Genomic DNA, 13,114 nt, shown 5'->3' with positions numbered 1-13,114 from the left:
CCTTACATAATGCGATGAGATTAGGCAACACTAAGGCCGACCGATTCTCATATTTGCGGAGGTGTCGCTATTCATGAAGCATTTAATTATCTATTGTCATCCGAATCCGGACAGCTTTAACAATGCGATTGTCGATGCGTTTATCGGATCGCTCAAGGGTCAAGGGCATGAGGTTATCGTTAGGGATTTGTATGCGATGCGCTTTGATCCCGTGCTCAAAGCAAGTGATTTCGAGGCTTTGCGCGCTGGCAATATTCCAACGGATATCAAAACGGAGCAGGAGCATGTGAAGTGGGCGGATGCCTTTACGATGGTGTACCCGATTTGGTGGACAGGCCTGCCTGCACTGATTAAAGGTTATATCGACCGCGTATTTTCCTACGGCTTCGCCTATGTATACGGGGAGAATGGGGAAATAAATAAGCTTCTAACCGGTAAAAAAGGACTTATTATCAATACGCATGGAACACCCTCGGAGATCTATAGCAAGACCGGCATGTACGATGGGCTGAAAATAACGTCGGACACCGGTATTTATGAATTTTGCGGCATCGAGCCGGTGGGGCATATATTCTTCGGCAGCGTGACGCAGATCGGCGATGACGCCCGCAAGCAGATGCTGGAGGAAGTCAAAGGAAAAGCGATGAGCTTGTTTGAATAGAAAGCGGGACTTAAACCTCATTCCGCATGACATGTTCCAGCCATTACAGCTGCAAAAAAAAGGTGCGCCAAAAGGTCGGAAGACCTTCTTGCGCACCTTCTTATGATGTAACGAGTGCTTTTAGCGCTCATAGCCGGGATAATTGTAATCGGTATCCTGCAGCTTGCCCAAGATGTTCATCTGACGGATATGGGCCCGGGTTTCATCCGTGCCCAGTTCATAGATGGCGTGATAAACCTTAATCAAGTCCTCGTTAAATTTATCCGTCGCTTTGTCATGGTCCGAGGATTTGTAGGGAATCGGAGCCCGGAATTGCGTGATCTCGTCATCCCGCTGAATTTGGTCCAGCTGCTGCTGAAGGGCATTCATCTCATCATCCGTACCAACCACAGTCAGCTGGTCATTTATAGACGGCTCTGGCTCGATCCGCTTTCCGGAAATGGATACATAGTATAATTTTTTCTGTGTCATGGCCCTCACTCCTCTAGATCATCTTTACTAAGTAATAAAACAAGTTCGGAGCCGGTGAAACATCGGCGTAGTGCTGAATTTTAAATAAAATAGCCTTTTTTCGTAAATACTTGTCTGCCCTTTTTTCCTATAATGGATGAGTAATGATGACTAAACCGATTTGGTTTAGCGTCTTATCCAAGGGGAGGGAATAGAACAAGTGCAGAGATTTTCGGTCAGGAAGAAAGGTCATTCATTTCATGCCATCATGTCTTGTATATTATGCGTTTGCTTGTTAGTCACCTTTGTGCCGTCCATACCGCCGGTGTACGCCGCCGAAGGGCAGCCGCTCGCCGTATTCACGGATGATTTCAATGACGGCAATGCGGATGATTGGGATAAATACGGTTCGGATAACGCGGGTAACCGCGGGGTTTGGGCGGTGAATTCCGCAAAGGAATACAGCATTAACGGTGCTCCTGGGGCCAAAACGGTTGCAGGCAGCACTTATTTTACCGATCTGGTTTATGAAGCGGATCTTCGGGTGTCCGGCTACAATTCGGATATGACAGGTCTGTTATTCCGTACAACCCATACTTCCGATAACGCGCTGGACGGGTATAACGGCTACTTTGCGGCGATAACGGTCGACAAAAAGGCGGTTCTTGGCAGAGTGACCGGAAATAACGAGTGGAAGGAGCTTAGCCGCGTCGCGATCCCTTGGACCAGCGGCAAGGTGAAGGTTACAGCTGTCGGTAATCATATTCAAGTTTACGTGAATGATATGGTTACGCCCAAAATCGATGTCATCGACGATGACGGCAAACAAATCGTGACGGGAGGCGCAATCGGCCTTCGTACCTGGTGGGGGACGAGTACGGTCGATAACATCAAAGTTAGGGAATATTCCGCAGAGGCGGCCGCTCCTCCGCAATTCAGCCTGGCCGGCGGCAGCTATGAAACACAGCAAACCGTTACACTAACCTCTGCTACTCCAGATGCTGTGATTAGATATACGCTTGACGGCAGTGAGCCTAATGCGGATTCTCCCGTGTATGCCTCGCCGTTCGTCGTGACGTCGGCAGTAGGCATTAAGGCGTATGCGGAGAAGGACGGACAAATGGCGTCCGATACTGTAAGCGCTCTCTATGTAATCGCAGCAAGCGAGAGCCTGCTGGATGAACCATTCGAGGATGGCGATGCGGAAGGCTGGGCCACGTATACGGGAATTCAAAACGGGGCTTGGACCGTTGCGGACGGCCGGTATGCCGTTCAAAATCCGCGGGGCGACAAAGCCATGATCCAAGCAGCGCCTGAAAGCTTTATATGGGAAGGCGACATCAATCCCGGTACCAGCGGGCAGGATAACGGACTTGTGTTCCGGGTAACGGCTCCCGGCAACGGCGCCGATATGATGAACGGTTATTATGTTGGATTTAACTTAAAGGGTTATGTGCAAATTGGGAAAATGAATGCGAATGCGAACAATGGAAACGGTTCGTGGACAGAGGTAGCCAAAGCGGCTGCGGAAGTCTATCCGAACCAAGATAACCATCTGAAAATTATCGGAATCGGTACGACTTATTACGTGTACGTAAATGGCAAGCTGACAACGCAATTTACGGATGCGGATTATACTGCGGGAACGGTAGGGATTAGGGCCTGGAACGATGGCGGCAAGGTTTCTTACGACAACCTGAAGCTGAGTGGCTTAACCGCGATTACGGAGCAAGCTGCCCCGCCGGTGTTTGAGCCGCAAGCAGCAAATTTTGCCGAGTCGCAGCAGGTCGTTATAACAAGTCCCACAGAAGGAGCCGTCATTTATTACACGACGGACGGAAGCGTCCCGACTCAGGCTTCAGTCGTTTATAACGGGCCGATTACGGTAACGGAAACGACGACCGTGAAAGCAGTCGCCGGTAAACGCGGTTTGTTTGATTCGGCCGTTCGCAGCGGCGTATATACCAAAAGCAGCCCGGGCTTCTCCGAAAACTTCGAAGACGGCAACGCAGACGGATGGTCCGTCTATGGGGGGACTTGGAATGTTTCTGCAGGAAAGTACGGCGTAAACAAAGGAGCGGGCTTCAAATCAGTCGCGAACGGCACGAACTACAGCAACTTCGTATATGAGGCGGACATTCAAATTAACGATGGTGCCGGCCCTGATAATGCGGGCTTAATCTTCCGGGTGAGCAATCCATCCGTCGGAGCCGATAATTTAAAAGGCTATTATGCCGGCATTGGCATGAATAACCGGGTTCAGGTCGGCAGGCTGAATAACAATTGGACGGAACTGGCCTCCATACCTTTTACCGTCAAGCTGAATACGGTCTACCGGATGAAGGTAGTTGCCGAAGGACGCAATATCGAAGTGTACATCAACGATGAAATCATCGTCAGTGTCGTCGACCGGATGTTTACAGAAGGAGCTGTCGGCGTAAGGTCGCATTTCCTGAACACGTCTTACGACAATCTTTTGGTAACGGACACAGGGCCTGTCACGCAGCCAACCTATGATTGGTCTTGGGTGAAGGGAGCCGTATTTGTTCCGACGAATGTGGTGAATCAGATCCAGCAATGGAATGAGTATGACCATGATATTAACGACAGGGAGCTTTCCTACGCCCATGACTACGGCATTAACTTTGTGCGGGTGTTCGTACATAACCTGCTTTGGGAAAACGACAAGGAAGCGCTGCTCGCTAATTTGGAGGATTTCCTTCAGCTGGCGGATAAGTACGACATCAAAGTGGAGCTCGTTTTCTTTGATGATTGCTGGAATGATTACCCTGTATTCGGACCGCAGCAGGCACCAAGGTACGGGGCCCATAACAGCCGCTGGGTTGAAGGGCCGGGAGATGCGGTCAAATCGAATTATGCCGCTAATAAACAAAAACTGAAGGAATACGTTCAGGGCATCGTCAATGCGCATAAGGACGATCCAAGAATCGCATTCTGGAACGTCTATAACGAGCCGAGCAATGGCGAAAGCGGCTTGATGGATGTCGTGACGAAGCAAATTATGAACGATGCGCGCATTTGGATTAAAGAAACGGGTTCAACCCTGCCAATCTCATCGACGGGAGGGCAATTCTCCGGCGGCCCCTTCTCTGATTTCATGACTTGGCATCCGTATGAATCGGATTACCCGACGCCTTTTGGCGTGAGCAAGGAAGTGCTGGCCGATGAGCTGATGAACAGGCTGACTCAAACCCTTCCTGGAGTTGTCGAGAACTACGGCGGCAGAGGTATGGGGTATGTGATTTGGGAGCTGGGCATCGGCCGCTCCAATACGAGATTCCCATGGGGCTCGGATGTGACGCCGCTAACCTCGGAGCCGGCTATTCCTTTCCACGGCATTGTGTATCCGGACGGCCATCCTTGGGATGTAAATGATGTTAAAGCGCTGCTGGGCGAAGGCTTTGAGACCTTGCCGGTGTTCAACGTGCAATATTATAAGGACGACAATTTCTCGGAATTGGCCAAAAAATCGATGACGACAAGAATTGATTTTGATCTTGGCGACGAGAAGGGAACGGGCTCGCCGGATCCGACGGCAGGCATTGGCGAGGATCATTTCTCCATCCGCTGGACGGGAACGGTCATGCCGGAGCAGACAGGGGAATACACCCTTTATGCAGACAGCGATAATATCGCAAGAGTCTGGGTCAATGGCGAATTGGTCATTAATAAAAACAGCCTCGTTAGAGAAGAGGTTAGCGGCAAGCTGAGCTTCATTGCGGGCCAGAGGCTTCCGGTCAAAATTGAATATGTGCACGCAGCGGGGGATGCCAGCCTGCATCTGAAATGGTCCGCGGCGGGAATGCCTAAGCAAGCCATGCTTCCGATCTATTCCGGAAAGAGCGTGGAATCGGTCGCGATTACACCGGAGGCCGTAAGCTTGAAGGTGGATCAAACGACGCAGCTGATTCCGGTGCTAACGCCGGTAGACGCATCGAAGCAAGATGTGACCTGGAGCTCCAATAATCCGGGTGTCGCCGTTGTTAGCGCAAACGGCGTTGTGAAGGGCGTAAGCCCCGGTACGGCAATGGTAACCGTAACGACGGTTGAAGGCGGTAAAACCGCAACGGCCGAGGTCTCGGTTGCGGCCAGCACGCTTTTCCAAAATCCGATTGTGCCGGTATCAAGCGGAGCGGGCTCGGCTGATCCGAGCATCGTCTTTAAGGATGGCTACTATTACTACGTGAAGTCGGAGAAAGATTCTTCTCTGCAGGTAGCCAAAGCAAAAAGGCTGCAGGATATCGGTACGGCTCCGCGCGTGACGGTATATACGCCGCCTAGCGGCACGAGGTATTCAAAGGAACTTTGGGCGCCGGAGCTGCAATATTTGAACGGCAAGTGGTATATCTATTTCGCGGCGGACGACGGCAATAACAACAACCATCGCATGTACGTGCTGGAAGGCATGTCGCAGGACCCTCAGGGAGAATACACTTTCAAAGGAAAAATAGCGGATTCGACGGATAAATGGGCGATTGACGGCACCGTTTTGGTTAAGCACGATCAAACGATGTATTTTGTTTGGTCTGGCTGGGAAGGCGACGTCAACGTCCGCCAAAATCTCTATATCGCTCCAATGAGCAATCCTTGGACGATTAGCGGCCCCCGCGTGCTAATTTCGACGCCGGATCAGGCTTGGGAGCTGAACGGTTCGCCATTCATCAACGAAGCCCCAGAGGTGTTGATGAAAAACGGGAAAATCTTTATCGTTTATTCGGCAAGCGGCAGCTGGACGGATGATTATACGCTCGGCATGCTGACAAATACGGATGGCGATGTGCTGAACGCGGCTTCATGGACGAAGAGCGGGCCTGTGTTCAGCAAAGCACCGAAGGCTTACGGTCCGGGACATAACACCTTCACAACCTCGCCGGACGGCACAGAAGATTGGATTGTTTACCATGCAACCTTAAACAGCGGCGGAAGCTGGGCAAACCGCAGCGTGAGAGCGCAGAAGTTTACCTGGAATTCAGACGGCACGCCGAATTTTGGCATACCTGCAGCTTACGGCGAGCAGATTGAGCAGCCTTCAGGCACGCCTGCCGCTCAGCGATTTAAATTAGAAGCCGAGGATGCCGTGCTTGGCGGCAAAGCCAAAGCAGGCGATTCAGGAAATGCATCGGGCGGCAAAGTAGTCGGCCATTTGGACGCGCCGGGCAGCGATTATGTGGACTTTAACGTTAACGTGCAGCATGCCGGCGATTACAACTTGGTTGTTATGGCTGATAACGGCAGTGCAGGTGGAGCGATCGCGAAGCATGCCGTAACGGTTAATGGCGGCGCCGAACAAGAGATCGCGTTCAAAAACTTCGGTTGGAACCAAATAAACCCGTCATCCATGGATGTAACTCTTCAAGCGGGTACGAATACGATCCGTTTGGCGAAGAAAACGAATTTTGCGCAGCTCGATTCGATTATATTAACGCGTATCGAAGAAGAAGGAGGCTCGCAGCCGGTAGCCTCGCTCCGGGTAGATCAGCCAAGCTTGACCGTGACTGCAGGCGATTCCGCAGCCATCGTCGCTTCGATTCGCCCAATCACGGGCACGAATAAAAATGTTATCGTGACTTCTTCTAGTCCAGAGGTGGCTGGCGCAGCGGTAACGGGCAAGGACACCGCATCGGGCAGCATCACGATTACGGTTAATGGCTTGCAAAAGGGCACAACTCAAATCAAAGTCGCAAGCGCGGACAATGCTGCGATTATTGCGGAAATCACCGTGACTGTCCGCGGGGAAGCAGGCGAACCTAATCTAACCGGGTATACGGTAGATTCGTTCGACAACACGACGCTGGACAACGGGGTATGGTCGATTTTCCAAGAGAGCGCAGGCAATTGGAGCTTAACGCAAAACCCTGGTTCGATGACGATCCATACGACCGCTACCGATGTTTATCAAGACAATAATTCGCAAAATAACGTATTCCTTCGAAACGTCCCGGGGGACGGCGATTTTGAGATCGTTACGAAAGTAACGGCGCCCATTGCCAAAAACCATCAGCAGGCGGGATTGTTCGTTTGGCAAAATGCGGATAATTTCATCAAGCTTGCCCATGTTTGGGTGAATGGCAGAGCGGTAGAAACCGCCTATGAAATAAACCGCGTGTATCAGAAACCGGCTAATCAAGTTGAACATCCGGGCGGAGATACCATGACGCTTAAAATCCGGAAGATCGGCAACCGTTATACGACCTATTATTGGGACGGTTACGAATGGATACAAGCGGCTGCTGCCGTAACAGCGAATCTTACGACTATTAAAATCGGATTTTTCGCGAATAACATCGTGGCCGGGAATGATCCGATCAACGCGAAGTTCGAGTATTTCGCGGTAAGAGCGATTCAAGGCGGCGTGGACCTGGCGCCTAAGACGCAAACTCTTCAAGCAGGAGAAACGAGCCAGCTGACGAACTTAGGCGCAAGCGGCGCCGAGGTGATCTGGACATCCTCGAATCCGGAAATCGCTGCAGTGAATGCGGAAGGCTTAGTAGAAGCGAAGACAGCCGGAAGAGCCGTTATCAAGGCCCTATCCCTTGCCGGAGACTTCAGCGGGCAGGCCGTCGTAAATGTAACGGAGTCGGAGCCGTTTCCAAGCGTGCTGTTCGAGGAGGACTTTGGCAGCTATAACGAAGGCAGCTGGGGCACATTCGGAGGAGAATGGAAATCCGCGAACGGCGTTTATTCGGTAAATGCGGGAGCCGGTTACAAATCGGTATTGCAAGAACGTAAATTTACCGATTTCAAGCTTGAGGCAGACGTGAAAATCGTAAGCGGTAACGAAGCAGGCCTTATTTTCCGGGCATCCGGGCTTGGTGTCGGAGCAGATGCTTTGGAAGGATACTATGTGGGCATTAATGCGGCTGCGCATACAGCCGTGCTAGGGGAAATGAGCGGCGGCAAGTGGAAAGAAATTGCGTCTAAGAGGCTTCCGATCTTTACGAATGTATCTTACAAAATTACGGTCGTTGCCGATGAAAACCACATTCAAGTCTTTATTGACGATAACCCGCTTAACGTTAACGGTTATCCTAAATTTGATTTGCTCGACAGCTCGCATGCCGCAACGGGCTTTATCGGCTTCAGAACCTGGAATGCGAATGCCGAGTTTGATAACGTGAAGATCAGCTCATACTCAGAAAATTCAACCGAACCGGCTTATACGAATTCATTGCTTGGAAACATCGCGGATCCGTTCGTGCTGTCGCATGAGGGAATGTATTATCTCTACGGCACAAACACGACGGCAGGCGGAATGAGGGATGGATTCAAGGTGTATACGTCCGAGGATCTGGTCCACTGGTCAGAGCATGGCCAATTGGCGCTTTCAAACGAAGATTCATGGGGCAGCATCAATTTCTGGGCACCGGAGGTCATTGAACGCGGAGGCAAATTCTTCATGTACTATGTAGTAGAAGAGCATCTGGCGGTTGCGACAAGCGACTCGCCGCTTGGACCATTTGTCCAAGACGTGCAAGAGCCTATGCATGCGACGAAAGAAATAGATGCGCATATCTATACGGATGATGATGGGAAAACGTATATATACTTTGTGCGCTTCAACAACAACAATGAGATCTGGGCAGCCGAGTTGAACGACGATATGAAAACGATGAAAGACGAGACGCTGCAGAAGGTGTTTAGCCCGACCCAAGAGTGGGAGCTGAGCCAAAAGCCGCCTGTCGCGCAAATTAATGAAGGGCCGTTCGTCATCAAGCATAATGGAACCTACTATATGACGTATTCCGGCAATCATTTCCAAAGCCCGGATTACGGCGTTGGGTACGCGACGGCACCGACGCCGACAGGGCCTTGGACCAAATACGAATATAACCCGATTATGAAATCGAATGTCATCGTGCCTGGCGCAGGCCATCATTCCTTGGTCTACTCGCCAGATGGCACAGAGCTGTTTATGGTGTATCACACGCATTACAATGTTGACCAAACCGAACCAAGAAAGCTCGCGATTGACCGCGTACAATTTGTTAAGACGGCAGACGGCCTGGATGTGATGGAGGTATGGGGTCCCACAATCACGCCTCAGCTTATGCCTTCTAACCAAAAACCGCCTGTAGAGGTGCCGGTGCTGTCCGTTGAAGTCACAGGGGAGGCAGGGGCAACAGCGATTACTGAAAATGACGGTAAGCTGCAGCTGCATGCTACCGTATTGCCGGAGGATGCGTCGGATAAAAGCGTGGCATGGTCCATCGTAAGCGGAGAAACCTATGCGACAATCTCGTCAACCGGTTTGTTGACGGCAGCAGCAGACGGTACGGTCATCGTAAAAGCCGTATCAATCAGCACGCCGGCTGTTTATGGGACGTTTTCGATTACGGTTACGGGACAAACAACGGGCGGCGAACCGAATGTGCCTCCTGTCGTGACACCGCCGGCGGATGCTCAAGCGGAAATTGACGGCGATACGCTGAAGCTTCCTGCAGGTAAGCCAAATGGTGAAGGATTGCTTGCGGTCGCGGTTTCAAGCACGGACTTCAATAAGCTGCTCGCCCAGGCAGCAGGTGAAGGGATTCATGTAGAGGTTCGCGGCTTTGAAGCAGCGAAGGAAGTATCCTTGGCCTTTACGGACGGTCAGCTGGAGGCAGCGGCTGCTAAAGGAGTTAAGAGTTTAACCATTGATTTAGGCCTTGCATCGTTTACCTTTAATCCGAGATCTTTCACAAGCCATGAAGACCCGATGGCAAAGGTCGTCTGGTCGGTTACAAAAACGGATGTCGGCTCGATGCCGGCTGAAACCAAAGCGTTGCTAGGAAATAAACCTTTGTTTGATTTCAAGGCAGCCATTATTGGAGTAAACATTACTGCATTCAGCGGTGAGCCGATTAAAGTTATGCTGGATTACGATCTCCAGCCTAATGAAGATCCTAACCTCGTCGTTGTATACTACATCAACGAGAGCGGCAAGCCTGAAATCGTGAAAAATGCAAAATACATCGCGGAAACAGGCAAGGTTGCCTTTACGGTGTCCCACTTCAGTAAGTATGCAGCTTTGCATAAGAAGGTCATCTTTAGCGATCTTGCGAAAGCGGCATGGGCTAGAACGAGCATTGAGGCATTAGCGGCCCGTGAAATGATTAACGGAGTGGGCAATAATGAATTTGCTCCAAGCGCTAAGGTTACAAGAGCACAATTTATCACGATGCTGATGAGAGCATTGTCATTGCCTTCTGTTGATGCGACTAGTACATTTACCGATGTGCAGCAGGATGCATGGTACTATGATGCGGTAGCGGCGGCGCAGAAGCATGGCATTGTTCAAGGCAAGCAGGACGGAAGCTTCGGCATTAACGATGCGATCAGCAGGGAAGAAATGGCGGTTATGGCGTACCGTGCTGCGAAGGCAGCAGGTGCCGTTCTTGCCGGGGATGACGCTGCACAGCCTTTTGCGGATCAAGCGGAAATTAGCGCTTTCGCAGCCGAGAGCGTGGCAGCGATGCAGCAAGCAGCCGTCATTAACGGGAAAGGCAGTAACCGTTTTGCACCGAAAGAAACCGCAACAAGAGCGGAGGCCGCAAAAATCATTTACAGCTTGTTCCAATTGCTGTAAGCGAATGAACGGGCTTTAATAACAGGATGAATGACACCCTTTAGGAATATCAGAGAAATACCGGCAAGCCGGTTATTTCTCTGTTTTCCCAAGGGTGTTTTTTATTTGGAGAAATAATAGAGTAGGAGATTAGCAATCAGGAGACTATTTTCAAAGAAATGGGGAAAGAATGGAAAGGAGAATACATCTTGACGGATAGGAATGATTGCGATGATGAATATTCACTGGCGGATGGCCGAGCTTTGGCTGCTGGAGCAAAGCCGGGGCTTGACGGAACAAGAAAATTCGGAACTGGATTCTTGCCTGAAGCTGAATGCCAAATATGCGCAGCGGCTGGCCGAGCAATATAATTTCGGGTATATGGCGAGCATGACGGGCGATGAGTCCTGGCTGCTCGAAATCTCAACGGAGATCGATAAGATGGAACGATACTACGAGAGCAAGCGTCCGGCATTTTTTGAAAAATAAGCACTGCGCTTACCGGACGGCTTCTGGCTTGTTTGCGTGTGCCGCAATTTCGAAAAATAGCAATCCATAAGAAATCATAGGCTGTGAAAAATGCTAGAATAAGGATATAATCAAAGCGATTTGATAGGAATCTTATCGAATGCTCAACATTCTAATGAAGAGGTGATTGGTCTTGGCATTTAAATCCAGTAATATTTTTGTGAATCTTCCGGTTAAAGATCTGAATAAGTCCGTTGAATTTTTTACGAAGGTTGGCTTTGAATTTAACCCGCAATTCACCGACGAGAACGCCACTTGCATGATAATCGGAGACAATATTTTTGCGATGCTGCTGGTAGAAGATTTCTATAAATCATTTATTGATAAAGAAATTGCGGATGCCTCAAAAACGTCTGAGGTTATCGTTGCCCTTGGAGCGGAAAGCAGAGAGCAAGTGGATGAGATCGTAAACAAAGCGCTTGCAGCGGATGCAAAGCCGTACCGAGATCCGGTTGACCATGGATTTATGTATAGCTGGAGCTTTCAGGATCTGGATAATCATCTATGGGAGCTTGTGTTTATGGAGCCTAGCGCCATCGAGCAGGGCTAAACGATATACGAAGAAAGAGGCTGGCGAATTTCCCAGCCTCTTTTTTGTGCTTTTTGCAGCAGGGAGCCGAGCAAGAAAATTGAACGAATGCAGAGCGCGGGAATCCCCGCATCAGCTATGTTTGGAGACCAATTCCCATAGCAGCTCGCGCCGGCTGTTTACGCCCATTTTGACAAAAATGGATTTGAGGTGGTCTTGGACGGTGTAGGCGGAAATATGCAGGGATTGCGCCATTTCCTTGGTAGAGAAGCCTTTAATGATTCGCTCGGCCACTTCATATTCCCGCGTAGTCAGTGCGTATGCATGCGTAATAAGCGGGAGGATGTCGGCCGGTTTGGCAGGCACCATCGTTACCGCAAGCTGGACAAGGCCGTAGGAGTTTTCCAGCTTGGATGCCTCAATTGCCAGGTATAACCCGTCCGGCATCAGGAGGCACACCTTCGCTGCTTTCATCTGGGTTGAAGCGGCATATTCGCGGCTTTGACCGAGTGCGCGCGAGCAAACCGCCCGCAGCGGTCTAGGCAGCGTCTCCATGTCGATTCGCTCCAGCTTTCTGAGCTCGGCCAGCCAGTGGATGCCGGAAGCATTGGAGCTGCTCAGCTCAAGCGAGTCGGTCAGGATAAGAATGCCTGATCCCTTGGCTTTGGCGGTAATGTTTGACAAAGACGGCTTTAGCGCAACGTTTTTTATCGATTTCGCCAGGCCGGGAGCAATCGCGGCTAGGATCAGACGCTCCTCCTCGCGGAAAGCAGGCTCGCCGCTTCGTCGAAATAACGTTAAATACCCCCAGGAGGCTCCTTCGTTAAGCAACACGGCTCGAAGCTCGTCGCCAAAGCCGGCAGGCGCAAGCACCTCCCGGAATCGCCCGCTGCGGCTGAGCATCCCCTCTGTCGCAGCGCTTAAGCTGGCAGCCGGAAGAGGCGCATGGATCAAGTGCTCATAGCTGTTATAATCCTCATGCCCGTGGCCGTATTCATAGGCAAATAACTGGTGATGAATGGCCTCAATGACATCATCGGTAGAAGAACCGGTCGACAGCAGTGTTACTGGATCCACGGAGGTGCAGCATGCAGCCGCAAAAGGAACAGTATCCGAAATTATGGTCAAAGCGGCTTCACGGCATTGCTGCACGGAAAGCGTTGAGGATTCCAGCGTGCCTAATTTACGTTTCAAAGCTTCCAAACGATCAGCCATAGCATGGCCTCCTACTCAAAATTCCCATATTTGTGGGATAGCGTTCATTTTGTTCCTCAGGAATAATGAAAAGTAATTCCTTTTTATTTTACCGAACGGAGACGAGGATGAACAGAAGAACGAGTATAGGAGAGAGCAGCAATGAAGGAATCAGATGTGTCGATGG

The 13,114-nt window shown here is 50.6% G+C and carries 6 protein-coding genes; 4 read left to right on the top strand and 2 right to left on the bottom strand.

Annotation, left to right across the window (positions count from 1 at the left end):
* Nucleotides 1-73: 73 nt before the first annotated feature.
* A complete protein-coding gene (locus ACN6MW_RS04845; RefSeq protein WP_419874447.1) occupies nt 74-661 on the top strand; it encodes an NAD(P)H-dependent oxidoreductase in 588 nt (195 codons plus the stop codon).
* Between the two features lie 120 nt (nt 662-781).
* Here the strand turns inward: ACN6MW_RS04845 and ACN6MW_RS04840 are convergent, their stop codons facing one another.
* Entirely contained in the window at nt 782-1,132 is a 351-nt protein-coding gene (locus ACN6MW_RS04840; RefSeq protein ID WP_364146981.1) for a hypothetical protein, read from the bottom strand.
* A gap of 199 nt (nt 1,133-1,331) precedes the next feature.
* Here ACN6MW_RS04840 and ACN6MW_RS04835 point away from each other — a divergent pair, with 199 nt between their 5' ends.
* From ACN6MW_RS04835 to ACN6MW_RS04825, 3 genes are all read left to right on the top strand, one after another.
* Nucleotides 1,332-10,697 carry a family 43 glycosylhydrolase gene (locus ACN6MW_RS04835; RefSeq protein WP_419874446.1) on the top strand — a complete coding sequence of 3,122 codons (9,366 nt, stop codon included), beginning with the start codon at nt 1,332-1,334 and terminating at the stop codon, nt 10,695-10,697.
* A gap of 210 nt (nt 10,698-10,907) precedes the next feature.
* A complete protein-coding gene (locus tag ACN6MW_RS04830) occupies nt 10,908-11,165 on the top strand; it encodes a DUF7667 family protein (protein ID WP_419874445.1) in 258 nt (85 codons plus the stop codon).
* 172 nt (nt 11,166-11,337) lie between these two features.
* Complete coding sequence (locus tag ACN6MW_RS04825) at nt 11,338-11,754, top strand: VOC family protein (RefSeq protein ID WP_419874444.1); 417 nt, start codon at nt 11,338-11,340, stop codon at nt 11,752-11,754.
* 111 nt (nt 11,755-11,865) lie between these two features.
* Here ACN6MW_RS04825 and ACN6MW_RS04820 read toward each other — a convergent pair whose 3' ends face one another.
* A complete protein-coding gene (locus tag ACN6MW_RS04820) occupies nt 11,866-12,948 on the bottom strand; it encodes a response regulator transcription factor (RefSeq protein WP_419874443.1) in 1,083 nt (360 codons plus the stop codon).
* Nucleotides 12,949-13,114: the final 166 nt, after the last annotated feature.

Origin of the sequence: Pristimantibacillus sp. PTI5 (assembly GCF_048572955.1) — a bacterium.
GTDB lineage: Bacteria > Bacillota > Bacilli > Paenibacillales > Paenibacillaceae > Pristimantibacillus.
Note: the sequence above shows the minus strand (reverse complement) of the source record. Positions and strands in the feature narration are given on the sequence as shown.